Below are 24,909 nucleotides of genomic sequence, written 5' to 3' on the forward strand. Positions count from 1 at the left end.
AACGTTACTCAAACATGATGCCGCTTGCATCACATAGTATAGCGGCACATGCAATCTGAGCATTAGTTACGATGGGTTAAAATTGAGTCAACCAGACCGTAATCCACGGCTTCTTGCGCAGCAAGGAAGCGGTCACGCTCTGTATCACGTTCAATTTGCTCTAAAGATTGACCCGTGTGATGCGCCATAAGTTCATTCATACGGCCTTTCACTTTCAGGATTTCACGAGCGTGGATTTCGATATCCGTCGCCTGGCCCTGATAGCCCCCCAGCGGCTGGTGAATCATCACACGTGAATTCGGCAGGCAGAAACGCTTGCCTTTAGCGCCCGCCGTCAGCAGGAATGCGCCCATCGACGCGGCCTGGCCCATACAAATGGTGCTGACGTCCGGCTTAATAAATTGCATGGTGTCGTAAATCGACATCCCGGCAGTAATCACACCGCCCGGAGAGTTAATATACAGGTAAATGTCTTTTTCCGGATTTTCCGCTTCCAGAAAGAGCATTTGAGCCACAATCAGGTTTGCCATATGGTCTTCGACCTGGCCGGTGAGAAAAATCACGCGTTCCTTGAGAAGACGGGAGTAGATATCGAAAGAGCGCTCACCGCGTGAGGTCTGTTCAATAACCATTGGCACCAGAGCCATATGGGGTGCAAAGTTATCTCGTTCGCCGCTGTATGACATTTCCGTCTCCTGGATAAAAAAATAAACTAACCTGCTGTACTGATTGTACTTGAGTGAGCGGGATCTGACTATGACCCCTCACGGACGGATTATCAGCCAGAGCCTTTACGCCAATACCCTCTTTAGTGGGGATGACCAAGTCTGTTTTCAAGCATAACAATCTTTTGCTGTTACGCTAATACTGAAACGCTCTTTTAGCACACATCTGTAAATGTCAATACGATAAAAAAAGCCCGCCACCAGCAGGTGACGGGCTTATTACATTTCGCTAATGCTGAAGCCGATTAAGCCTGTTGGTTCATCAGTTCGTTAAAGGAAGTGGCTTTCTCAGACACTTTCGCTTTTTCCAGAACCGCTTCAACCGCTTGTTCTTCCAGCGCTACGTTACGCATGTTGTCCATCAGCTCTTTGTTTTTGCTGTAGAACTCGATCACTTCTTTCGGATCTTCGTAAGCAGACGCCATCTCTTCGATCAGGCCTTTTACGCGCTCTTCGTCAGCCTTCAGCTCGTGGGTGCGAATCACTTCGCCCAGCAGCAGACCAACCACAACGCGGCGTTTTGCCTGCTCTTCGAACAGTTCACGCGGAAGTTCCAGAGCCTGTTTCTCGTTACCGCCAAAACGCTGTGCAGCCTGACGACGCAGAACGTCGATTTCGCTGTCGATCAGTGCAGCAGGAACGTCGATCTCGTTCGCGTTCACCAGGCCTTCGATCGCCTGAGATTTAACACGGTTACGCACTGCGCCTTTCAGCTCGCGTTCCATATTTTTACGCACTTCAGCGCGCAGACCGGCAACAGAACCATCTTCAACGCCGAAACGTTTGATAAATTCTTCAGTCAGTTCCGGCAGCTCACGTTCTTCAACTTTCTTCAGGTTGATGACGAATTTCGCCGCTTTACCTTTCAGGTTTTCTGCGTGGTATTCTTCCGGGAAGGTCACGTCGATGGTGAACTCTTCACCCGCTTTGTGGCCTTTGATACCGTCTTCGAAGCCCGGGATCATACGACCCTGGCCCATCGCCAGTACGAAATCAGTCGCTTTGCCGCCTTCGAACTCTTCACCATCAACAGAACCGGTGAAATCGACAGTAACGCGATCTTCCGCATCAGCAGCGCCGTCTTTGTCTTTCCAGGTCGCCTGCTGCTTACGCAGGGTATCCAGCATGGTATCGACATCAGCGTCAGTCACTTCAACAACCGGTTTTTCAACTTCGATGGTGTCCAGCGCTTTCAGCTCAACTTCCGGGTACACTTCGAACTCTACTGCGTAGGTGAAGTCTTCGCCCAATTTGTATTCGCCCGGAACATAGTTCGGCGCGCCAGCCGGATTGATCTTTTCCTGGATGATCGCGTCGATAAAGTTGCGGCTCATCAGGTCGCCCAGCACGTCCTGGCGAACAGAAGCGCCATAACGCTGAGCAACGACGTTCATCGGTACTTTACCCTTACGGAAGCCGTCAATACGCACTTTCTTCGCTACGTTGACCAGCTCGCTCTTCACAGCGGTCTCGATGCTGTCAGCAGCGATTGTAATCGTTACACGGCGCCCAAGGCCCTGAGTGGTTTCAACTGAAACTTGCATCTTGTTACCTCAAAAAATCACAGTGCTCGGTCAACTCTACTCTGCGAAGCAAACCTTTTCGCTTTGCAGAACCGGGATGTTCTCTCCAATCAGAAAACACATTCCCTGTCGTCAGAAGCATCCCGAAGACATTCCGAAAAATAAGACGCAGCATTATAGCGGCATCACAGATATGAGTCGAGAAGGGGAATGGCGCAATGATGCGCCATTTTTCACACTTCTGAAGCAATTTCGCTCAAAAAATTGCGTTTCTCGCTCAAAATTCAGGCAAAACAAAACGGCCCGCAGGCCGTTTTTACATAATCTGCATGCAACATACTGGAAAAGTTCAGACGGTTGCAACCTGGTTTTCTAAGCGATGCTTCCGGCGCCCCGGCATGCCGGCGAGGTCAGGAGGGTATCCTGCAAGCCTTCCCACTCTTTGAGGGTGTAAGTATGCAGTGCAAGTGCATGAATTGTCGTTGCCAGTTCGTCAGCCAACGTACCGTAAATCATGCGATGCCGATTAAGAAAACGTTCTCCGGTGAAGCGGTCGCTTACCAGCACCACTTTGAAATGGCTTTCGGAACCCGCCGGAACGTTGTGACGGTAACTTTCATCTACGACTTCAAGTAATACAGGCTCGAATGCCGCTTTCAATTTTGCTTCTATCTGTTCACGCATCATCATGATGTTACGCCTCCGACAACGCTGAGATGCCAGCCATCTCTTTAAATGTTAGCCGCTTTTACCGTTTTCATAACAATAAAACAACAAAAAATTAGCGTTCGTCTGATTTGCTGGCTCAACGCGATAAAGTCTACTAAAAGGCGGCGGATTTTTGCCATCCCGCTTCAACAACCTGTTTTTTGATGCCGAAAAAGCACAAGGTGATGAATTTACATACGTTGAGGACTTCCCCTTAACGGCGGCAATGTTATGATGGCGAGAATTTTTCCCCAAACGCTTACGATCCCTTGAGAGCCTGAACATGTTTAAAAAACTACTCTTCCCGTTGGTCGCTTTATTTATGCTGGCCGGGTGCGCTACCCCGCCGACAACCCTTGAAGTTTCACCGAAAATCACCCTGCCGCAGCAGGATCCGAGCCTGATGGGCGTGACCGTTAGCATTACTGGCGCCGATCAACGTCAGGACCAGGCGCTGGCGAAAGTAACGCGTGACAACCAGTTGGTCACTTTAACCGCCTCCCGCGATCTGCGTTTCCTGTTACAGGAAGTGCTGGAGAAACAGATGACGGCGCGCGGCTATATGATCGGGCCGAACGGCGCGGTAAATCTGCAAATCATTGTTAACCAACTGTATGCCGACGTTTCTCAAGGCAACGTGCGTTACAACATCGCCACCAAAGCGGATATCGCCATCATTGCCACCGCAGCTAATGGTAATAAGATGACGAAAAACTACCGTGCCAGCTATAACGTTGAAGGCGCTTTCCAGGCGACTAACGACAAAATCACGACCGCGGTTAATAGCGTGCTGACCGACACTATCGCGGATATGTCTCAGGACACCAGCATCCACGATTTCATCAAGCAAAACGCCCGTTAATTGCTGCACTGGCCCGGTTTTACGGGCCAGTTTTTAACTCATGTCGAGCCACTACTTACGCATCTTCACGCAGCCCAAATCAGCAATTCTGCTTATCCTGGGTTTTGCCTCCGGTCTCCCCCTTGCCCTGACCAGCGGTACGCTTCAGGCATGGATGACCGTTGAAAACGTCGATCTTAAAACCATCGGTTTCTTCTCGCTGGTCGGCCAGGCCTACGTCTTTAAATTCCTTTGGTCGCCGCTCATGGATCGCTACACGCTGCCGCTATTGGGAAGGCGTCGCGGCTGGCTACTGCTGACGCAACTGTTGCTGCTGGCCTCCATCGCCGGCATGGGCTTCCTTGATCCGGCCAACCACCTGCGCTGGATGGCGGCACTGGCTGTACTGATTGCCTTCTGTTCCGCCTCGCAGGACATTGTGTTCGATGCCTGGAAGACGGATGTCCTGCCTGTTGAAGAGCGCGGCGCTGGCGCAGCCATTAGCGTACTCGGCTATCGCCTTGGCATGCTGGTTTCCGGTGGGCTGGCGCTGTGGCTCGCCGATCGCTGGCTCGGCTGGCAAGGAATGTACTGGCTGATGGCCGCACTGCTGATCCCATGTATTATTGCCACCCTGCTGGCGCCGGAGCCAACAGACACCATTCCGGTGCCGAAAACGCTGGAGCAGGCCGTCGTCGAGCCGCTGCGTGATTTCTTCGGTCGCAATAATGCCTGGCTGATTTTACTGCTGATCGTGCTGTATAAACTCGGCGATGCTTTCGCCATGAGCCTGACGACCACCTTTTTGATTCGCGGCGTCGGGTTTGACGCGGGCGAAGTCGGCGTGGTCAACAAAACGCTGGGGCTGGCGGCAACAATCATTGGCGCGCTGTATGGCGGGGTATTAATGCAGCGCCTCTCTCTGTTCCGCGCGTTAATGATCTTCGGATTTTTACAGGCGGTTTCCAATGCCGGTTACTGGCTGCTGTCCACCACGCAGAAAGATATCGTCAACATGGGTGCCGCCGTGTTCTTCGAGAATCTGTGCGGCGGCATGGGAACGGCGGCCTTTGTCGCGTTATTAATGACGCTTTGCAATAAATCCTTCTCCGCAACCCAGTTCGCTCTGCTTTCGGCGCTGTCCGCTGTCGGACGCGTATACGTCGGCCCGCTGGCGGGCTGGTTTGTAGAAACCTACAGTTGGTCAACGTTTTATCTCTTCTCCATTATTGCTGCTGCGCCGGGCCTGCTGCTGCTGGCGATGTGTAAGCGGACGCTGGAATTTACCCAGCAGACCGGGCATTTCATGCCACGCAGAGAATATCCGGCGGCCTACCGTCTGGCCTTGCGCATATTGAGTGTCGGCTGCCTGCTGCTTAGCGGCTGGCTGGTGGTGCTTATTGTGACGGCCAGCGGAATGGCGAACTGGGCCATTGGCACCAGGCTTCTCGAAGGCGGCGCGCTGCTGGCGATTGTCGGCATTCTGTTCGGCGGGCTGCTGGATCTGCTGGCGCTGCGCAAAACGCGGCTAATGTGAACACAGCGCTTACCCGATGAAAGGTAAGCGCTGGTGCTATTAATAGAAGAAAAATAACCCGCGAAGAACGTGCGTGAAGAGCGCCGGTAAAATAATCACGCCAACGGCGGTAATAATTGGCGAAAATTGCTGCAGAAACGCGATGGGTAACACAAACATAAACGCAACCCCTTTGAAGGGCATCGCGTACCACTGATGTCGGTTACGGCTAATCACCCACCAGGCGGGATAAGCCAGCACCGCGGTCAGCATCATGACGCGAGAAACACCTTTGTACACTGGCGGGTAGTTGAAGACCACTTCATATAAATGAAACAACGGGATCGCCAGCATAATCCATCCCAGCAGCCACAAGAGCGGCAGCACTGCCCTGGCGATACGTTTTCCCTGTGCATAATACGCCAGTAAAAGCGGCATGACCCACAGATAGACGATAAGGCTCCCTACTATCGCCGCAGCCTGCCCTGCCATTGCGGGTGCGGCCCGCACCTGTAACCAGGCAGCCACGCCCCAGAACCAGAGCGCTGCAACCTCTCTCCAACTCAACAAAAGGTGCGGCGAAGAGATATATTCCAGCAGTTCGGGATTCAGGCGATCCAGCAGTTGCGGATAGTGATATTTAATTGTCGCAACATGATTGACCAGTTGTTGCGTGAAACCGGGAATCAGTTTCGCCCACCACGGCACCCTTTTCATCTCGCCAGCCAGCAGTCGCCAGGCCAGTTTCGCTTGCCTGTCATTTGTGCTTTGCCGCGCCAGATACGCCCAGTGCTCCTCGGCTTCACTCAGCGCAACCTGCTGTTCAATGGCCTCAACCACCCAGTATGGGATATGCCTGACGCGATAGCCGTCCAGCTCCCAGCCCATAATAGCGGAGACTTCACTGACCAGGCTGCGCGTAATGCCTTTGCGCTCACTTAACGCCTGCGCCAGCGCAAGGCTGAAAACAGCGCGCGCGTCCAGGGCATCCGGCAGTTCATGATCCAGATACTCACGCAACGCTTTCAGCGCAGGCATTTCATCGGTTAACAGGCGGACGGAAAAACGTGCTGCGTCATCTTCCAGCGTCTCGCGTTGCCAGTCGGGTTGCAGGGCGATGTCGTGATGCCCTTCCAGCGTACGCAGATAATCCTGCGCGCTGGAAAGTGTCACTTCGCTATGTTCGGATTCGTCCGCTTCAGGCGCATCCTCTTCTTCGTCCTGCCACATCGCCGCATTGCTGGCGTATTGCTTCGCGAGATCGAACGCTTCCCGCAGTTGCTGATAACCCTGAGGATCTTTATCCGGGCGATGCAGTTTAAGCTGGCGGGCGTAAGCCCGGCGGATGGCGGATTCATCCGTAGTGGCATCAATGCCAAGGGTTTCCCAGATAGTCATCGCTATTACATCCCGTCATCCAGCATATCTAATGCCCGGCGCAGTTCATCACGCGCCGCAGCGATAGCACGCACATCCTGACGATTAAGCGCCATTTCAAACTGCGTGGCATAGTGGTCGATCAGTTGCCGACGCTGCCCCAAAAGTTGTTCGTAACGGCGTGACGCCTCTGCCAGCAATTGCCGGTTTTCCGGCACATCGCGAGGGTGCATTTTCAGGCCATCAAGCTGACGTAAACGCTCGGCGATCTCTTCTTCACTCAACACGCCAGGGGCTTTTTCGATGATCAGCGTTGAAGCGGTGCTTTCACCCTGCACTTTACATTCCACTTCCAGAATACCGTCCAGCGTATAGGTGAAGCGCACATCGATTTTCACCTCGCCTGCGCGGCGGGCCGGAACCGGAACGGTCATACGATCGAGCAGCAAATTATCGCTGACGCGGCGGGCTTCGCCCTGATATACCGCGATCACAATATGATCCTGGTTGTCACTCATCGTCTCGACCGTTTCGACAACGCTGACCGGAACAAACGCATTGCGCTCAATCAGCGGCATGAAATAGCCGTCGTCAGTTTTACCGCCTTCGAGCCGCCGGGCCACTGCCACGCCCAGCGAGTACGGCATCACATCGGTCAATACGATATCGTCCAGCGCGCGGTCTTCGGCAATAAGCCCGGCCTGTACGCCTGCGCCAAGCGCCACGACTTCATCCGGATTAAGCTCATTACGCGGAAAGCGGCCAAACATTCGCGTTGCCAGTTGGCGCACCAGCGCCATCCGGGTCGCGCCGCCCACCAGGATGACGTGATCAAGATCGCGGGGATCAAACTGTGCATCCTGTAAAACCTGCACGACTGTTTTTTTCAGCCGTGAAAGTAACCCGGCAGCCTGCCCGGCAAAGGTTTCGCCGTCCAGTTGCCAGCGGTACGTTTCACCGGCAAAAGCGAGCTGCGCGGTGGCGCTATCCTGCGCGCTGAGCGTCTGTTTAAGCTCTTCCGCCAGTGAAGTTAATTGTGCCGAGCAGGTTAACGGCGCGTCCTTTAATGCCGGAGAAGTACTTAACATCCACTGGCGAATAAGATCGGTAAAGTCGTCACCGCCCAGCCAGGCATCGCCGCTGCTGGCACGCACTTCGATCACGCCCTCGAAAATGTCCACAATAGAGACATCAAAAGTGCCGCCGCCGAGGTCGAAAATCAGGAACTTTTGCTCGCTGTTATCGGCCAGCCCGTAAGCCAACGCTGCTGCCGTCGGTTCATTGAGCAAACGCATAACCTCAAGCCCGGCAAGACGCCCGGCGGCTTTTACCGCCTTGCGTTGCGCATCATTAAAATAGGCGGGAACCGTGATCACCGCACGGGTTACCGGGCAGCCCAGCGCCACTTCGGCATCGGTTTTGAGTTTACGTAAGATAAGAGCGGATAACTCTTCGGCGCGAAATTGCCGCGAGCCGAGTGTCCAGGTTTTATCCGTGCCCATATAGCGCTTGAAGCTGGCGACCGTCATCTGTGGATGGCTGACCAGACGCGCTTTAGCTGCGGAGCCAACCAGCAGGTGCCCCCCATCATCAATGCCGATCACAGAGGGTGTTAAGCGCTCCCCTTGCGCGCCGGTGATCAGTTGCGTGTCACCCTCAGCGAACCAGGCGACAGCGCTATTGGAGGTTCCTAAGTCGATGCCAATAATCGGCGAGGTATTTCCAGACATCTGAATATCATCCCTTCATAATTAACAATTCCCCGGATTTTTTTGTTTTTAAAATCAATCGCAAGGATAAAAAACCGACTAAATAATTCATGATGGTTATTATTTCGTACAATTAATAACCATTATTTTAATCCAGGCTTAATCGGTTATTTATCGTTATATGTATACATTTTCTTTAATTATTTTGTGCGCTATAAATTAAGGGCTATTCTTTAACGATTCAGCACTGTTATTAATTATTTGGTTTCACATTAGTTCCAATAATGTACGGTAATTGCTGAATATATGTTAATTATTTGTTTAATAAATTGATTGGTTATACCAATTCACCCTCAGCGCTGATTGTAATGTAATATTTTCGTTATAATCTCAACTTCAGGCTGTGCGAATGCCCGATTTTACAGTTTGTTGCATTCCGTGTGACATAAACGGCAGAACCCAGTAACACCTTACTGACACAGAGCCAAGTATGTTTACAGTAACGTAACCTTTCCGTAAAATGCCCGCACACTTTAAGCGCCACCAGATCCCGTGGAATTGAGGTCGTTAAATGAGACTCAGGAAATACAATAAAAGTTTGGGATGGTTGTCATTAATCGCCGGCACTGTTTTACTCAGTGGTTGCGATTCTGCACTTCTTGACCCCAAAGGACAGATTGGACTGGAGCAACGTTCGCTGATACTGACGGCTTTTGGCCTGATGTTGATTGTCGTTATTCCCGCCATCTTGATGGCCGTTGGTTTCGCCTGGAAGTATCGTGCGAGCAATAAAGATGCGAAGTATAGCCCGAACTGGTCACACTCCAATAAAGTGGAAGCTGTGGTCTGGACGGTGCCGATTCTGATCATCCTGTTCCTTGCTGTACTGACGTGGAAAACCACCCACTCGCTCGAACCGAGCAAACCGCTGGCACATGACGAACACCCAATCACCATTGAAGTGGTCGCCATGGACTGGAAATGGTTCTTCATCTACCCGGAACAGGGCATTGCTACCGTAAATGAAATCGCCTTCCCGGCGAACACACCGGTAGAGTTCAAAGTGACCTCCAACTCCGTGATGAACTCGTTCTTTATTCCGCGTCTGGGCAGCCAGATCTACGCAATGGCTGGTATGCAGACCAAACTGCATCTCATCGCTAACGAAGCAGGTACGTACGATGGCATTTCCGCCAGCTACAGCGGCCCGGGCTTCTCTGGCATGAAGTTTAAAGCTATTGCTACGCCGGACCGCGCCGCATTCGACCAGTGGGTCGCAAAAGCGAAACAATCTTCAAGCACCCTGCCAGATATGGCGGCGTATGAGAAAGTTGCAGCGCCAAGCGAATACAACAAGGTTGAATACTTCTCCAGCGTGAAACCCGATTTGTTTAAAGACGTTATCAACAAATTTATGGGCCACGGCAAGAGCATGGACATGACCCAACCGGAAGGCGAGCATAGCGCGCACGAAGGAATGGAAGGCATGGACATGAGCCACGCGGAAACCTCTCACTAAGGGGTCGAGGAAGAAAACGATGTTCGGAAAACTTACACTGGATGCAGTGCCGTATCATGAACCCATTATCATGGTCACGGTTGCTGCGATTATCGTCGGCGGTCTGGCGGTAGTTGGCCTGATCTCTTACTTCGGTAAATGGTCCTGGCTGTGGAAAGAATGGTTGACCTCTGTTGACCACAAACGCCTTGGTATCATGTACGTCCTCGTGGCCGTTGTGATGCTGCTGCGTGGCTTCGCAGATGCTGTCATGATGCGTAGCCAGCAGGCGCTGGCCTCTGCGGGTGAAGCGGGCTTCCTGCCGCCTCACCACTACGATCAGATCTTCACCGCTCACGGCGTGATCATGATCTTCTTCGTGGCAATGCCATTCGTTATCGGTCTGATGAACCTGGTGGTTCCGTTGCAGATCGGTGCGCGCGACGTTGCGTTCCCGTTCCTGAACAACCTGAGCTTCTGGTTCACGGTTGTGGGCGTGATTCTGGTTAACCTCTCTCTGGGCGTCGGTGAGTTCGCGCAGACCGGTTGGCTGGCTTATCCGCCGCTTTCGGGAATTGAATACAGCCCTGGCGTCGGGGTCGATTACTGGATCTGGAGTCTCCAGCTTTCGGGTATCGGTACGACGCTGACCGGTATCAACTTCTTCGTGACCATTCTGAAGATGCGTGCGCCGGGCATGACGATGTTCAAAATGCCGGTATTTACCTGGGCATCTTTGTGCGCCAACGTGCTGATTATCGCTTCGTTCCCAATTCTGACTGTCACCATTGCGCTGCTGACCCTGGATCGTTATCTGGGCACCCATTTCTTTACCAACGATATGGGTGGCAACATGATGATGTACATCAACCTGATTTGGGCCTGGGGTCACCCGGAAGTGTACATTCTGGTGCTGCCGGTCTTCGGGGTGTTCTCCGAAATCACCGCCACCTTCTCGCGTAAACGCCTGTTTGGTTACACCTCGCTGGTATGGGCGACCGTATGTATTACCGTACTGTCGTTCATCGTTTGGCTGCACCACTTCTTCACCATGGGTGCTGGCGCGAACGTAAACGCCTTCTTTGGTATCACCACGATGATTATCGCCATCCCGACCGGGGTGAAGATCTTCAACTGGTTGTTCACCATGTATCAGGGCCGCATTGTGTTCCACTCCTCTATGCTGTGGACCATCGGCTTTATCGTGACCTTCTCCGTAGGTGGGATGACCGGCGTGCTGCTGGCGGTTCCGGGCGCAGACTTCGTACTGCACAACAGCCTGTTCCTGATTGCGCACTTCCATAACGTTATCATCGGCGGCGTGGTCTTCGGTTGCTTCGCAGGTCTGACTTACTGGTGGCCGAAAGCCTTCGGTTACACCCTGAACGAAACCTGGGGTAAACGCGCTTTCTGGTTCTGGATCATCGGCTTCTTCGTTGCATTTATGCCGCTGTACGTGCTGGGCTTTATGGGTATGACCCGTCGCCTGAGCCAGCAGATTGATCCGCAGTTCCACACCATGCTGATTGTCGCAGCCTGCGGTGCGGCGCTGATTGCTATCGGTATCCTGTGTCTGCTGATTCAGATCTACGTTTCTATTCGCGACCGCGATCAGAACCGTGACCTGACCGGTGACCCGTGGGGTGGCCGTACGCTGGAGTGGGCAACCTCCTCTCCTCCGCCGTTCTACAACTTTGCTCATGTCCCGCACGTTCACGAACGTGACGCGTTCTGGGAAATGAAAGAGAAAGGCGAAGCGTACAAAAAACCTGCGCAGTATGAAGAAATTCATATGCCGAAAAACAGCGGTGCCGGCATTGTTATCGCCGCGTTTGCAACTGTGTTTGGTTTCGCCATGATCTGGCATATCTGGTGGATGGCTATCGTTGGTTTCGCTGGCATCATCATCAGCTGGATTGTGAAGAGCTTCGACGAGGACGTGGATTACTACGTACCGGTTGCAGAAATCGAGAAACTGGAAAACCAGCATTTCGATGAGATCACTAAAGCAGGGCTGAAAAATGGCAACTGATACTCTGACCAACGCGCACGCCCACGCGCACGAACACGGGCACCACGATGCAGGGCCGAATAAAGTCTTCGGTTTCTGGATCTACCTGATGAGCGACTGCATTCTGTTCTGCTGTCTGTTCGCGACCTATGCCGTTCTGGTGAACGGCACAGCGGGCGGCCCGACCGGTAAGGACATTTTCGAGCTGCCGTTCGTACTGGTTGAAACCGCGCTGCTGTTGTTCAGCTCCATCACCTACGGCATGGCGGCTATCGCCATGTACAAAAACAACAAAAGCCAGGTTGTTTCCTGGCTGGCGTTGACCTGGTTGTTTGGCGCGGGCTTTATCGGGATGGAACTCTATGAGTTCCACCACCTGATTGCCGAAGGCATGGGTCCGGATCGCAGCGGCTTCCTTTCAGCGTTCTTCGCGCTGGTAGGCACCCACGGTCTGCACGTGACCTCGGGTCTGATCTGGATGGCGGTTCTGATGTTCCAGGTTTCCCGTCGCGGTCTGACCAGCACTAACCGTACCCGTATCATGTGCCTGAGCCTGTTCTGGCACTTCCTGGACGTGGTATGGATCTGCGTGTTCTCTGTTGTTTATCTGATGGGGGCGATGTAATGAGTCATTCTAACGATCATGGCGCTTCCCACGGCAGCGTAAAAACCTACATGACAGGTTTCATCCTGTCGATCATCCTGACGGTGATCCCGTTCTGGATGGTGATGAACGGTTCTGCTTCTAAGCCGGTAATTCTGGGCGTTGTCCTGGTTACCGCCGTAGTTCAGATTCTGGTGCATCTGGTTTGCTTCCTGCACATGAACACCAAGTCTGATGAAGGCTGGAACCTTACCGCCTTTATCTTTACCGTGATTATCATCGCTATCCTGGTAGTCGGTTCCATCTGGATTATGTGGAACCTCAACTACAACATGATGGTTCACTAAGAGCGGCGAGTATGTTTAAGCAATACCTGCAAGTTACGAAACCGGGCATTATTTTTGGCAATCTGATCTCCGTGATTGGGGGGTTCCTGCTGGCTTCCAAAGGCCACATCGACTATCCCCTGTTCCTCTACACGCTGATTGGCGTGTCGTTGGTGGTCGCCTCTGGTTGTGTATTTAACAACTACATCGATCGTGACATCGATAAAAAGATGGAACGAACGAAAAACCGGGTGCTGGTCAGAGGGCTGATCTCGCCAAAAGTCTCGCTGGTGTACGCCGCCTTGTTGGGTATTGCTGGCTTTATGCTGCTGTGGTTTGGCGCCAACCCGCTGGCCTGCTGGCTGGGGGTAATGGGGTTCGTGGTTTATGTCGGCGTTTACAGCCTGTACATGAAACGCCACTCCGTTTACGGCACGCTGATTGGCTCTCTCTCCGGCGCTGCGCCGCCGGTGATTGGCTATTGCGCGGTCACCAACGAGTTCGATAGCGGTGCGGCAATTCTGCTGGCGATTTTCAGCCTGTGGCAAATGCCTCACTCCTATGCCATCGCGATTTTCCGCTTTAAGGATTATCAGGCAGCGAACATTCCGGTACTGCCGGTGGTGAAAGGCATTTCCGTGGCCAAAAACCATATCACGCTGTACATCCTGGCGTTTGCCATTGCCACACTGATGCTGTCGCTGGGCGGTTATGCCGGGTACAAATACCTGGTCGTTGCCGCCGCGGTAAGCCTCTGGTGGCTGGGCATGGCGCTGCGCGGTTACAAAGTGGAAGATGACAAAGTGTGGGCGCGCAAACTGTTTGTGTTCTCCATTGTTGCCATCACTTCCCTTTCCGTAATGATGTCCGTGGACTTTATGGTGCCGGATTCACACAGCCTGCTGACATACGTCTGGTAAGTTTGCTGCACCATACTGGAAAACCGGGGAAACCCGGTTTTTTTTCGTCTGGAGTAAGCCCTTTGCTGGCCCTGTTACGGTGAAGCCAATAACAGGATGAAATCCAAGGTTATGTAATATTTGTTAAATAACCGCATGTTTACCCTACCCTGCCGCCGCACTACACTATGTCCGGTTTTTAAATTGAGGTGGTAATGAACGATTATAAAATGACGCCAGGCGAGTTGCGCGCCACCTGGGGTTTAGGGACTGTATTTTCACTGCGCATGCTCGGCATGTTTATGGTCCTGCCCGTTCTGACCACATACGGTATGGCGTTGCAGGGCGCATCGGAAGCCCTGATTGGGCTGGCGATAGGCATCTACGGCCTGGCCCAGGCGGTATTTCAGATCCCCTTTGGACTGCTTTCGGATCGCATCGGCCGCAAGCCGCTGATTGTCGGTGGGCTGGCGATCTTCGTGCTGGGCAGCGTGATTGCCGCGCTCACCGATTCTATCTGGGGCATTATTCTTGGTCGCGCGCTGCAAGGCTCCGGGGCGATTGCCGCCGCCGTGATGGCGCTGCTGTCGGATCTCACTCGCGAACAAAATCGCACCAAAGCGATGGCATTTATCGGCGTCAGCTTCGGCGTCACGTTCGCCATAGCCATGGTTTTAGGGCCGGTCATTACACATCTCTTAGGCCTGCATGCGCTGTTCTGGATGATTGCCGTACTGGCGACTATCGGCATCATCCTGACGCTGTGGGTAGTGCCGGACAGCAAACACCACGTGCGCAACCGCGAATCGGGAATGGTCAAAGATTGCTTTAGCATGGTGATCGTCAATCCAAAGCTGCTGAAGCTGAACTTTGGCATTATGTGCCTGCATATCCTGCTGATGTCGACGTTTGTGGCGCTGCCCGGTCAGCTTGAATCGGCCGGTTTTCCGGCTTCAGAGCACTGGAAAATCTATCTCGTCACCATGCTTATCTCTTTTGCTTCGGTGGTGCCGTTTATTATCTACGCCGAAGTGAAACGCCGGATGAAGCGTGTTTTTGTGCTCTGCGTTGCGCTACTGCTGATTGCCGAAATCGTGCTGTGGGGCGCTGGCGCTTACTTCTGGGAAATTGTGATTGGCGTACAGATCTTCTTCCTCGCCTTTAACCTGATGGAAGCGCTGCTGCCGTCGCTAATCAGTAAAGAAGCGCCAGCCGGTTATAAAGGGACGGCAATGGGCATTTACTCCACCAGCCAGTTTCTCGGTGTCGCTATTGGCGGCGCGGTCGGCGGCTGGGTGGATGGTTTATTTGACTCGCAAATGGTGTTCCTGGTTGGCGCATTGCTGGCCGTGGTCTGGCTGCTGGTTGCCAGCAGCATGCAGGAACCGCCCTATGTCAGCAGCCTGCGCATCGCCATTCCTGATGATGTGGCTATTGATGACGCGCTACAGCAGCGTCTGCGCGCCACGGCGGGCGTCAGTGAAGTATTGGTCGTAGCAGAAGAGCGTAGCGCTTACGTGAAGATCGACAGCAAAGTGACAAACCGCTTTGAAGTCGAACAGGCCGTCGCAGGTTAAGCAGGCCATTTTCCCCTCCCCTGACGGGAGGGGAAAAGCGATTAATCGCGGAAGTTTTTGAACTGGAACGGCTGGCCCAGATTGCCGCCGCGCACCAGTGTCATCACCGCTTGCAGATCGTCACGGGATTTCCCGGTCACGCGGATCTCTTCCCCCTGAATCTGCGCCTGCACTTTCAGTTTACTGTCTTTAATCAGCTTGATGATTTTCTTCGCCGTCGGCGCATCGATCCCCTGCTTCAGCTTTGCTTCCACAAACCAGTTTTTCCCGCTGTGGACGAATTCTTCCGGCACATCCAGGGATGCCCCTTCAATGCCGCGTTTCAGCAGCTTGGCACGTAAAATATCCAGCAACTGGTTAACCTGGAAATCAGATTCGCTCAGCACCTTAATGGTCTGTTTTTCTTCGTTCAGATCAAATGTGGCTTCAACGTTGCGAAAATCGAAGCGTGTTGCGACTTCACGGGTCGCATTCTCAACGCCGTTTTGCACTTCGCGCATTTCAACTTCGGAAACGATATCGAAAGATGGCATCTTTTCTTCTCCCTCTCTATTTGTTGCGATGCATAATACCCGCAACGAGGTATAACTCAACTTGTAATACTGGAAGCATAGCCGACAGCACTATAATGGTTGAAGTAACACCTGGCGCAGTTGCAGGTGAGGAGGAACAATGAGAATTACCGTACTCGGTTGCGGTGCTTTAGGGCAATTGTGGTTAACAGCGCTGTGTAAACAGGGACATGAAGTACAGGGCTGGTTACGCGTGCCTCAGCCTTTTTGCAGTGTGAATGTCGTGGAAGAAGACGGCACGGTTTTTAATGAATCCCTGACGGCCAACGATCCTGAATTTTTGGCCGCTAGCGATCTGCTGCTGGTGACGCTGAAAGCCTGGCAAGTTTCTGATGCGGTAAAAGGCCTTGCACCGGCGCTTTCTCCCGCGACGCCGGTACTGCTGATTCACAACGGTATGGGCACCGTGGAAGAGTTAAAAGCGCTGCCGAATCCCCTGCTGATTGGTACCACGACTCACGCTGCTCGCCGCGATGGTAACGTGATTGTGCATGTGGCCAGCGGTACTACGCATATTGGCCCGGCGCGGCAGCAGGACGGTGAATTCAGCGCGCTGGCAGATACCCTGCAAGAAGCGCTGCCGGATGTAGCCTGGCACAATACCATTCGCCCGGCTCTGTGGCGCAAGCTGGCGGTGAACTGCGTGATCAATCCTCTGACCGCCCTGCACGACTGCAAAAATGGCGATCTGCGCGAATTTCCCGATGAGGTGGCAAAAATTACCCGCGAAGTCGCTGCCGTTATCGAACGTGAAGGCCACCATATCTCTGCGGATGATTTGCTGAGCTATGTGAACCAGATTATCGAAAATACAGCGGAAAATATTTCGTCGATGCTCCAGGATGTGCGCGCCTTGCGGCACACCGAGAGCGATTATATTACTGGCTACCTGCTCAGACGTGCCCGCGCGCACGGTATCGCGGTGCCGGAAAATGCCCGTCTGTATGAAATGATTAAACGTAAGGAGAGTGAGTATGAGCGCATCAGCTCTGATATGCCTCGCCCCTGGTAGTGAAGAGACCGAAGCGGTCACTACGATCGATCTGCTGGTCCGCGGCGGCATTGCTGTCACTACCGCCAGCGTCGCCAGCGACGGCAACCTGGTTATCACCTGCTCGCGCGGGGTTAAACTGCTGGCCGATGCGCCGCTGGTTGAAGTGGCGGATGGTGATTTCGATGCGATTGTGTTGCCGGGTGGCCTGAAAGGCGCGGAGTGCTTCCGCGACAGCCCGCTGCTGGTTGAAACCGTTCGCCAGTTCCACCTTTCCGGGCGCATTGTTGCCGCCATTTGTGCCGCCGCCGGTACGGTGCTGGTGCCGCATCAGCTCTTCCCGATTGGCAATATGACCGGTTTCCCAGGGCTGAAAGAGACGATTCCGCCCGAGCAGTGGCAGGATAAACGCGTGGTGTGGGATCCGCGGGTAAATTTATTGACCAGCCAGGGGCCAGGCACAGCCATTGATTTTGGCCTGAAGATTATTGACCTGCTGGTCGGGCGCGAAAAAGCCCATGAGGTGGCGTCACAGCTGGTGATGGCGGCGGGGATTTATAACTACTACGAAGCGTAGGTACTAAAATGCCGGTGGCGTTGACGCTTATCCGGCCTACAACCGGGCCTTGCCACCGGAACACCACCGGGTTCAGGCTCGTGCTCTTGCAGGCCGGATGAAGGCGAAGCCATCATCCGGCATTGTGTTTACGGGCGATAAACCTTCACATTCTGGAAGCCCTGCTCGCGCAGATAGAGCGCCTGCAAGCGGCTCATCACGCCACGCTCGCACCACAGCAGCCAGGTTTTGCTCTGATCCAGATCGCCAAACTTCGTGCTCAGCTTGTAGAACGGCAGCGACACAACATCAACGCCTTCCAGCTTCAGCGGCTTATCATCCTGTTCGTCAATCGAACGGATATCCAGCACCACATCGTTCGGGCCGAAACCGTTAACCGTTTCAACTTCCACGACCTCTTGCTGGGTTTGCTGAGCGATTTCACGGATATCAATATTGCTGGCTTCCGCCACAACCTGGTCGAGGATAGCGAAATCAAAATGCGCTTCTTCCGCTTCGATCTTCGCTTTCACCGCCTTCACCGTTGGGCTTTTGGAAATCACGCCGCAATATTCCGGCATCGTGCGGGCAAAATCCTCGGTACCAATTTCACGCGCCAGATCGATAATGTGCTCTTTATCGTAAGAGATGAGCGGGCGCAGGATCAGCGTATCGGAGACGTTATCAATCAGACGCAGGTTGGTCAGCGTCTGGCTGGAAACCTGTCCCAGCGCTTCACCGGTTACCAGCGCCTGCACGCCGTAACGCTCAGCGACTTTCGACGCAGCGCGCACCATCATGCGTTTCAGTACCACGCCCATCTGGCCATCATCAACTTTTTCGAGGATCTCGCCGACCACCGGTTCAAAATTGATTGCCACAAAACGCACGCGGTGCGAACTACCAAAGCGGTTCCACAGATAATGCGCCACCTGGCGAACGCCAATTTCATGGGCTGCGCCGCCGAGATTAAAGAAGCAGTAGTGTACGCGGCAGCCGCGACGCATCAGCATATAGCTGGAAACGCCGGAGTCGAAGCCGCCGGAAATCAGCGACAAGACATCTTCCTGGGTGCCAATCGGGAAGCCGCCAATCCCTTCATAACGGCCTTTTACCAGCAGCAGACGGTCATCTTCGATTTCCAGATTCACCGTCACATCCGGGTGCGTCAGCTTCACGCGCGCAGATTCGACATGCTGATTCAGCCCGCCGCCCACGTAACGTTCCACTTCAATAGAGCTGAATTCATGTTTACCACGGCGTTTCACGCGCACGCAGAAGGTTTTACCTTCAATTTGCTCGCGATACTGCACCAGCGCTTTCTCAAAAATATCGTGCAGAGAAGTGAAAGGCACATCTTCCACTTCCAGAATATGGTGGATCCCCGGAATGCGGGTCAGCGCGTCGCGAATAGCCAGACGCTGGTTTTCATCTTTGGCGCGGACTTCGATATGGTCCCAGTGGCGCACAACGGCCAGGGTTTCGTCGTAGTGCTTCAGAACGTTACGAATGTTCCCGGTCAGAATTTTAATAAAGCGCAAGCGCACAGATTGGCTTTTGATGGTGATTTCCGGGAACAATTTAATGATAAACTTCATGGCGGCAATGGTTCGTTGGCAAGCCCGACTGGGCCTGTAAGGGAAAATAATACAGCAGCCCATACCCGCGGCTGCATCCAGGCGCGGAAGTATACCACCATCGAATAGACCTTGCGCAATGCATTACCCTTGAGCGTAATTGGCTAAGTGCCACGACTCCGCTACCATAGCTAAATTGAGTCAGGATGAATAATAGAAGAGTCAGACATTCACTATGCCAAAGAAAAACGAAGCACCGGCCAGTTTCGAAACAGCGCTGAGCGAGCTGGAACAGATTGTCACTCGTCTTGAAAGCGGCGATCTTCCGCTCGAAGAGGCACTCAATGAATTCGAACGTGGCGTACAACTGGCGCGCCAGGGTCAGGTAAAGTTACAGCAGGCGGAGCAGCGCGTGCAGATCCTGCTCTCCGATTCCGAAGAGGCGTCATTAAAGCCTTTCGCACCGGACGCTGAATAACGATGGATTTTAATCAACAATTGCAGGCCTGCGTCGATCGGGCCAATGACGCGCTGCGCCGTTTTATCGCTCCGCTGCCCTTTCAGAACACTCCTCTGGTTGACGCTATCCAGTATGGCGCACTATTGGGCGGTAAACGCCTGCGCCCGTTTCTGGTTTACGCAACCGGTTCGATGTTCGGCGTCAGCCTGCAAACGCTGGATGCACCCGCGGCCGCAGTGGAGTGTATCCATGCTTACTCGCTGATCCATGATGATCTGCCAGCGATGGATGACGACGATTTACGCCGTGGCCTGCCGACCTGCCATATTAAATTTGGCGAAGCCAATGCCATTCTTGCGGGAGATGCATTGCAGACGCTGGCTTTCTCGATCCTCGCCGATGCGCCGATGCCGGAAGTGGCGGCACACGATCGGCTGGCGATGGTATCAACGCTGGCGATCTCCAGCGGCGTGGCCGGCATGTGCGGCGGCCAGGCGCTGGATCTGGCGGCTGAAGGCGAGCAAATCTCACTGGAAGCGCTGGAGCAGATCCATCGTCACAAAACCGGCGCGCTGATCCGTGCGGCAGTAAAAATGGGCGCGCTGAGCGCGGGCGACAGAGGGCGGGAAGCCTTGCCTCAGCTCGATCGCTACGCCCAGAGCATCGGTCTGGCGTTCCAGGTTCAGGATGACATTCTGGATGTGGTCGGCGATACTGCCACCCTTGGTAAACGCCAGGGCGCCGATCAGCACCTGGGGAAAAGTACCTATCCCGCACTTCTGGGTCTTGAGCAAGCCCGGACAAAAGCCCGCGACCTGATTGACGATGCCCGACAGGCGCTTAGCCTGCTGGCTGCACAGTCGCTTGATACGACGGCACTGGAAGCACTGGCGAATTATATAATCCAGCGTGATAAATAAAACGACACACTAGATGAGTTGCTGATGAGTTTTGATATAGCCAAATACCCGACGCTGGCGCTGGTAGATACCACACAAGAGTTGCGTCTGCTGCCGAAAGAGAGTCTGCCGAAGCTGTGCGACGAACTGCGTCGCTATCTGCTTGACAGTGTAAGCCGCTCCAGCGGGCACTTCGCCTCCGGGCTTGGCACGGTCGAACTGACCGTCGCGTTACATTACGTCTACAACACGCCGTTCGATCAGTTAATCTGGGACGTCGGCCATCAGGCCTACCCGCATAAAATTCTTACCGGGCGTCGTGACAAAATCGACACTATCCGGCAGAAAAACGGTCTGCATCCGTTCCCATGGCGCGGCGAAAGCGAATACGACGTTCTCAGCGTGGGTCACTCCTCCACCTCTATCAGCGCGGGAATTGGCGTTGCCGTCGCCGCCGCCAAAGAGGGCAAACAGCGCCGCACCGTCTGCGTCATTGGCGATGGCGCGATCACCGCAGGCATGGCCTTCGAAGCGATGAATCACGCCGGTGATATCCGCCCGGATATGCTGGTGGTGCTGAACGACAACGAGATGTCGATTTCCGAGAACGTCGGCGCGCTGAACAATCACCTGGCGCAGTTGCTCTCCGGCAAGCTCTACTCCACCCTGCGCGAAGGCGGCAAAAAAGTGCTTTCCGGCGTACCGCCGATCAAAGAGTTGATCAAGCGTACCGAAGAACATATCAAAGGCATGGTCGTGCCAGGCACCCTGTTTGAAGAGCTGGGCTTTAACTACATTGGCCCGGTGGACGGTCACGATGTGCTGGGGCTGGTGCAGACCCTGCGCAATATGCGCGATCTGAAAGGTCCGCAGTTCCTGCATATTATGACCAAAAAAGGGCGCGGCTATGAGCCGGCCGAAAAAGATCCGATCACCTTCCACGCGGTGCCGAAATTCGATCCGACCAGCGGTACGCTGCCGAAAAGCAGCGGCGGCATGCCGAGTTATTCGAAGATTTTCGGCGACTGGCTGTGCGAAACCGCCGCCAAAGACGACAAGCTGATGGCGATCACGCCAGCAATGCGTGAAGGTTCCGGCATGGTCGAATTTTCACGCAAATATCCGGATCAATATTTTGATGTTGCGATTGCCGAGCAGCATGCCGTGACTTTCGCGGCCGGGCTGGCGATTGGCGGCTACAAACCGGTGGTGGCGATCTACTCCACTTTCCTGCAGCGCGCCTATGATCAGGTGATCCACGATGTGGCGATCCAGAAACTGCCGGTGCTGTTTGCCATCGATCGCGCCGGGATTGTTGGCGCCGACGGGCAGACGCACCAGGGCGCTTTTGATATCTCCTACCTGCGCTGTATCCCGGACATGGTCATCATGACGCCAAGCGATGAAAACGAGTGCCGCCAGATGCTGTTTACCGGCTATCACTATGCTGATGGCCCAAGCGCCGTACGTTACCCGCGCGGCAATGCCGTTGGCGTACCGCTGGAGCCACTGGAGAAACTGCCGATCGGTAAAGGCGTGGTGAAACGCCAGGGCGAGAAGCTGGCGATTCTGAACTTCGGCACATTATTGCCGGAAGCGCAAAAAGCCGCCGAAGCCCTGAACGCCACGCTTATCGACATGCGTTTTGCCAAACCGCTGGACGAAGCGCTGATCCTGGAAACCGCTGCGCGTCATGACTCGCTGGTGACACTGGAAGAGAATGCTATCGCAGGCGGCGCAGGCAGCGGCGTCAACGAAGTGCTGATGGCGCACCGCAAACCGGTGCCGGTGCTCAATCTCGGCCTGCCGGATTTCTTCATACCGCAGGGTACGCAGGATGAAGCCCGCGCCGATCTGGGGCTGAACGCCGCAGGCATCGAATCCCGCATCCGCAACTGGCTCGACTGATCCCCCCAGCAGCTCCTGCTATGCTTAAACGTAAGTTTTTAATAGCAGGAGTGGAACCATGCAATACAACACATTAGGAAAAACAGACCTTAAGGTTTCCCGCCTTTGCCTTGGCTGCATGACGTTTGGCGAACCTGACCGGGGCAAGCACGCCTGGACGCTACCGGAAGAGAGCAGCCGCCCTATCATTCAGCGCGCGCTGGAAGGCGGCATCAACTTCTTTGATACCGCCAACAGCTATTCCGATGGCAGCAGCGAAGAGATTGTCGGACGCGCACTACGCGATTTCGCCCGCCGCGACGAGGTGGTTGTCGCCACCAAAGTCTATCACCAGGTGGGCGATCTGGCGGAAGGCCTCTCCCGCGCGCAGATCCTGCGCTCCATCGACGATAGCCTGCGGCGGCTGGGCATGGAGTATGTCGATCTACTGCAAATCCATCGCTGGGATTACCACACGCCCATTGAAGAGACGCTCGAAGCCCTTGATGAAGTGGTGAAAGCGGGCAAAGCGCGCTATATCGGCGCGTCGTCGATGCACGCTCGCCAGTTCGCTCACGCTCTGGCCTTGCAGCAAGAAAATGGCTGGGCGCGTTTTGTCACCATGCAGGATCACTACAATCTGATCTATCGCGAGGAAGAGCGCGAGATGCTGCCGCTGTGTTACAAGGAAGGCGTGGCGATTATTCCATGGAGCCCGCTGGCGCGCGGACGTTTAACCCGCCCGTGGGGAGAAACCACAGCGCGTCTGGTGTCGGACGAATTCGGCAAAACGCTGTACAGCGAAACCGATGAAAATGACAGCCAGATAGCTGAACGCCTGGCCGGCGTGGCAGAAGATGTTGGCGCTTCCCGCGCCCAGGTGGCGCTGGCCTGGCTGCTGAGTAAACCTGGCGTCGCTGCGCCGATTATTGGCACATCCCGCGAAGAGCAACTGGAAGAGTTATTAGGCGCGGTGGATTTAACGCTGAAACCGGAACAGATTGCCGAGCTGGAAACGCCGTACAAACAGCACCCGGTGGTCGGATTTAAATAACCCGTAACCCGGGAAAGTAAAATGCCCGGTGGCGCTTACCGGGCCGACTTGTCGTAATCGAATGTCAGAGCAGACCCCACACGCCGGATAAGGCGGCCGCCATCCGGCGCATCACCCTCAGATCAAACCAATCGGCCAGTGGTGACCAATCAGATACAACAGCCCGGCAGCGATGATCCCGGCAATGATATCATCGACCATGATTCCCATACCGCCGTGGACATTGCGATCGAACCAGCGAATCGGCCACGGTTTCCACATATCCAGAATACGGAACAGCACAAAGCCGACGGCGACCCACTGCCAGTCATTGGTCGGGAGCGCCATCAGCGTGATCCACATTCCGATGAACTCATCCCAGACAATGCTGCCGTGATCGTGTACGCCCATATCTTTTGCCGTCTGATGGCACAGATACACACCGAGACAAATCCCCAGCATGACCACCAGCGAATAGAGCTGCCAGGGCAGGAACGTCATTGCCCACCAGAAGGGGATCGCCGCCAGCGAACCCATGGTGCCCGGCACTATCGGACTTAAGCCGCTACCAAACCCGGTTGCCAGCAAATGCCAGGGGTTTCGCAAGTTCAGTCGGCTTTTGGCTATATCTTTAGCTCTCGGCAAAATGGTCGTATCCTTTCCAGTCAAGGGCGACAGCCTTGCCGCCACGGGTAAAATGCAGCCCCTCCACATCGGCGCTAATCTGCCCGATGCAGGTAAAAGGCACGCCGAGCTGACCGATGGCGACATCCAGCGCCCCACGGTTCAGCTCCGGCACGGTAAAACACAATTCATAATCTTCACCGCCGGAAAGCGCCCAGCGCAGCGCCTGCTCAGGCTCTACGTGACGACTGAACGCGTCGGAGAAAGGTAATGCATCCAAATCGATACGCGCGCCGCACTGGCTGGCTTTCAGTATGTGCGCCAAATCGGAGATCAGGCCGTCGGAGAGATCGATTGCCGAGCTTGCCAGGTTGCGCAGCGCCTGACCATGCAACACGCGCGGAGTTGGCCGCAAATGACGCTTAAGCAGATACTCCGCATCGGTTTTATCGCCGACGGCTAAACGCTGCTGCAAAATCGCCAGGCCAGCAGCGCTGTCGCCCGGCGTTCCGGTAACATAAATCCAGTCGCCCGGTTTAGCGCCAGAGCGCTTCATTGCCCGCCCTGGCGGTACATAACCATGAATGCCGATGGTCATCGACAGCGGGCCGCGGGTGGTATCGCCGCCAATCAACTGCATATCGTAGTAACTAAGCTGCTCAAACAGGCTGTCGCTGAATTTTTCCAGCCAGCTTTCATCTACCTCCGGCAACGTAAGCGCCAGCGTCATCCACGCCGGATCCGCGCCCACGGCAGCCAGATCGCTTAAATTCACCGCCAGTGCTTTGCAAGCCAAATCCGCAGGATCAATATCCGGCAGAAAATGGTTGCCCGCCACCAGCGTATCGACGCTGATCGCCAGCGTCTGTTTTTCAACGACGTTCAGCAGAGCACAGTCGTCGCCAATGCCGGTTTCTACATCGCGACGGGAATTTCGTACACGGTCAAAGTAACGGGCAATCAGGGAAAATTCGCCGCATGCCATACGTTAATGCC

23 protein-coding genes are annotated in these 24,909 nt (G+C 54.3%); 14 read left to right on the plus strand and 9 right to left on the minus strand.

Translation table 11 applies throughout. The features are described 5' to 3' along the window. Positions 1–62 precede the first annotated feature (62 nt). The 3 genes from clpP to bolA form a co-directional block, all read right to left on the minus strand. Positions 63–686: an ATP-dependent Clp endopeptidase proteolytic subunit ClpP gene (gene clpP / locus CWM66_RS06985; protein ID WP_007373538.1), complete on the minus strand. Its 624-nt coding sequence runs from the start codon at positions 684–686 to the stop codon at positions 63–65. A 284-nt stretch (positions 687–970) separates the two neighbouring features. Then, positions 971–2,269 (minus strand): trigger factor, encoded by a 1,299-nt coding sequence (gene tig, locus CWM66_RS06990; RefSeq protein ID WP_107146405.1) that lies wholly within the window; start codon positions 2,267–2,269, stop codon positions 971–973. A gap of 351 nt (positions 2,270–2,620) precedes the next feature. After that, positions 2,621–2,938, minus strand: coding sequence for a transcriptional regulator BolA (gene bolA / locus CWM66_RS06995; protein ID WP_035887285.1), 318 nt, complete (start codon positions 2,936–2,938; stop codon positions 2,621–2,623). Between the two features lie 301 nt (positions 2,939–3,239). Here bolA and CWM66_RS07000 point away from each other — a divergent pair, with 301 nt between their 5' ends. After that, positions 3,240–3,818 carry a lipoprotein gene (locus CWM66_RS07000; RefSeq protein ID WP_007373534.1) on the plus strand — a complete coding sequence of 193 codons (579 nt, stop codon included), beginning with the start codon at positions 3,240–3,242 and terminating at the stop codon, positions 3,816–3,818. A gap of 40 nt (positions 3,819–3,858) precedes the next feature. Next, positions 3,859–5,334, plus strand: a complete 1,476-nt coding sequence (gene ampG, locus CWM66_RS07005; RefSeq protein WP_035887284.1) for a muropeptide MFS transporter AmpG — start codon at positions 3,859–3,861, stop codon at positions 5,332–5,334. A 39-nt stretch (positions 5,335–5,373) separates the two neighbouring features. On the opposite strand, the gene CWM66_RS07010 is transcribed toward ampG, so the two are convergent. Then, the gene (locus CWM66_RS07010; RefSeq protein WP_090397445.1) at positions 5,374–6,711 is read right to left on the minus strand and encodes a J domain-containing protein; all 1,338 of its coding nucleotides are present in this window, start codon (positions 6,709–6,711) and stop codon (positions 5,374–5,376) included. A 5-nt stretch (positions 6,712–6,716) separates the two neighbouring features. After that, positions 6,717–8,420, minus strand: a complete 1,704-nt coding sequence (locus CWM66_RS07015) for a molecular chaperone HscC (RefSeq protein ID WP_107146406.1) — start codon at positions 8,418–8,420, stop codon at positions 6,717–6,719. 550 nt (positions 8,421–8,970) lie between these two features. Between CWM66_RS07015 and cyoA the strand changes: the two genes are divergently transcribed. The 6 genes from cyoA to CWM66_RS07045 all read left to right on the plus strand — a co-directional run bounded on the left by cyoA (position 8,971) and on the right by CWM66_RS07045 (position 15,314). Continuing rightward, complete coding sequence (gene cyoA / locus CWM66_RS07020; protein WP_007373530.1) at positions 8,971–9,918, plus strand: cytochrome o ubiquinol oxidase subunit II; 948 nt, start codon at positions 8,971–8,973, stop codon at positions 9,916–9,918. A gap of 19 nt (positions 9,919–9,937) precedes the next feature. After that, the gene (gene cyoB, locus CWM66_RS07025; protein WP_007373529.1) at positions 9,938–11,929 is read left to right on the plus strand and encodes a cytochrome o ubiquinol oxidase subunit I; all 1,992 of its coding nucleotides are present in this window, start codon (positions 9,938–9,940) and stop codon (positions 11,927–11,929) included. Next, positions 11,919–12,533, plus strand: a complete 615-nt coding sequence (locus tag CWM66_RS07030; protein ID WP_007373528.1) for a cytochrome o ubiquinol oxidase subunit III — start codon at positions 11,919–11,921, stop codon at positions 12,531–12,533. The genes cyoB and CWM66_RS07030 overlap by 11 nt, the downstream gene beginning before the upstream one ends. Continuing rightward, the gene (locus CWM66_RS07035; protein ID WP_007373527.1) at positions 12,533–12,859 is read left to right on the plus strand and encodes a cytochrome o ubiquinol oxidase subunit IV; all 327 of its coding nucleotides are present in this window, start codon (positions 12,533–12,535) and stop codon (positions 12,857–12,859) included. The genes CWM66_RS07030 and CWM66_RS07035 overlap by 1 nt, the downstream gene beginning before the upstream one ends. A gap of 11 nt (positions 12,860–12,870) precedes the next feature. Beyond that, positions 12,871–13,758, plus strand: coding sequence for a heme o synthase (gene cyoE, locus CWM66_RS07040; protein WP_035887280.1), 888 nt, complete (start codon positions 12,871–12,873; stop codon positions 13,756–13,758). A gap of 194 nt (positions 13,759–13,952) precedes the next feature. Next, positions 13,953–15,314, plus strand: a complete 1,362-nt coding sequence (locus tag CWM66_RS07045) for an MFS transporter (RefSeq protein WP_007373525.1) — start codon at positions 13,953–13,955, stop codon at positions 15,312–15,314. Between the two features lie 41 nt (positions 15,315–15,355). On the opposite strand, the gene CWM66_RS07050 is transcribed toward CWM66_RS07045, so the two are convergent. After that, the gene (locus CWM66_RS07050; protein ID WP_035887278.1) at positions 15,356–15,847 is read right to left on the minus strand and encodes a YajQ family cyclic di-GMP-binding protein; all 492 of its coding nucleotides are present in this window, start codon (positions 15,845–15,847) and stop codon (positions 15,356–15,358) included. A 139-nt stretch (positions 15,848–15,986) separates the two neighbouring features. On the opposite strand from CWM66_RS07050, the gene panE reads away from it, so the two are divergent. Continuing rightward, positions 15,987–16,898: a 2-dehydropantoate 2-reductase gene (gene panE, locus CWM66_RS07055; protein ID WP_007373522.1), complete on the plus strand. Its 912-nt coding sequence runs from the start codon at positions 15,987–15,989 to the stop codon at positions 16,896–16,898. Beyond that, entirely contained in the window at positions 16,861–17,454 is a 594-nt protein-coding gene (gene yajL, locus CWM66_RS07060) for a protein deglycase YajL (RefSeq protein ID WP_007373521.1), read from the plus strand. Before panE ends, yajL begins: the two co-directional genes overlap by 38 nt. 128 nt (positions 17,455–17,582) lie before the next feature. Here the strand turns inward: yajL and thiI are convergent, their stop codons facing one another. Then, complete coding sequence (gene thiI / locus CWM66_RS07065) at positions 17,583–19,031, minus strand: tRNA uracil 4-sulfurtransferase ThiI (RefSeq protein WP_007373520.1); 1,449 nt, start codon at positions 19,029–19,031, stop codon at positions 17,583–17,585. Between the two features lie 214 nt (positions 19,032–19,245). On the opposite strand from thiI, the gene xseB reads away from it, so the two are divergent. The 4 genes from xseB to CWM66_RS07085 are packed head-to-tail and all read left to right on the plus strand — an operon-like array spanning position 19,246 to position 23,310. Then, positions 19,246–19,488: an exodeoxyribonuclease VII small subunit gene (gene xseB / locus CWM66_RS07070; RefSeq protein WP_007373519.1), complete on the plus strand. Its 243-nt coding sequence runs from the start codon at positions 19,246–19,248 to the stop codon at positions 19,486–19,488. A gap of 2 nt (positions 19,489–19,490) precedes the next feature. After that, the gene (gene ispA / locus CWM66_RS07075; RefSeq protein ID WP_007373518.1) at positions 19,491–20,390 is read left to right on the plus strand and encodes a (2E,6E)-farnesyl diphosphate synthase; all 900 of its coding nucleotides are present in this window, start codon (positions 19,491–19,493) and stop codon (positions 20,388–20,390) included. A gap of 24 nt (positions 20,391–20,414) precedes the next feature. Continuing rightward, positions 20,415–22,277 (plus strand): 1-deoxy-D-xylulose-5-phosphate synthase, encoded by a 1,863-nt coding sequence (dxs, locus tag CWM66_RS07080; RefSeq protein WP_007373517.1) that lies wholly within the window; start codon positions 20,415–20,417, stop codon positions 22,275–22,277. 58 nt (positions 22,278–22,335) lie between these two features. After that, positions 22,336–23,310 (plus strand): aldo/keto reductase, encoded by a 975-nt coding sequence (locus CWM66_RS07085; RefSeq protein ID WP_007373516.1) that lies wholly within the window; start codon positions 22,336–22,338, stop codon positions 23,308–23,310. A gap of 117 nt (positions 23,311–23,427) precedes the next feature. On the opposite strand, the gene pgpA is transcribed toward CWM66_RS07085, so the two are convergent. After that, a complete protein-coding gene (pgpA, locus tag CWM66_RS07090) occupies positions 23,428–23,958 on the minus strand; it encodes a phosphatidylglycerophosphatase A (protein WP_090397451.1) in 531 nt (176 codons plus the stop codon). Then, positions 23,921–24,898 (minus strand): thiamine-phosphate kinase, encoded by a 978-nt coding sequence (gene thiL, locus CWM66_RS07095; RefSeq protein ID WP_007373514.1) that lies wholly within the window; start codon positions 24,896–24,898, stop codon positions 23,921–23,923. The genes pgpA and thiL overlap by 38 nt, the downstream gene beginning before the upstream one ends. Positions 24,899–24,909: the final 11 nt, after the last annotated feature.

Origin of the sequence: Kosakonia sp. H7A (genome assembly GCF_003028445.1) — a bacterium.
Lineage (GTDB): Bacteria > Pseudomonadota > Gammaproteobacteria > Enterobacterales > Enterobacteriaceae > Kosakonia > Kosakonia radicincitans.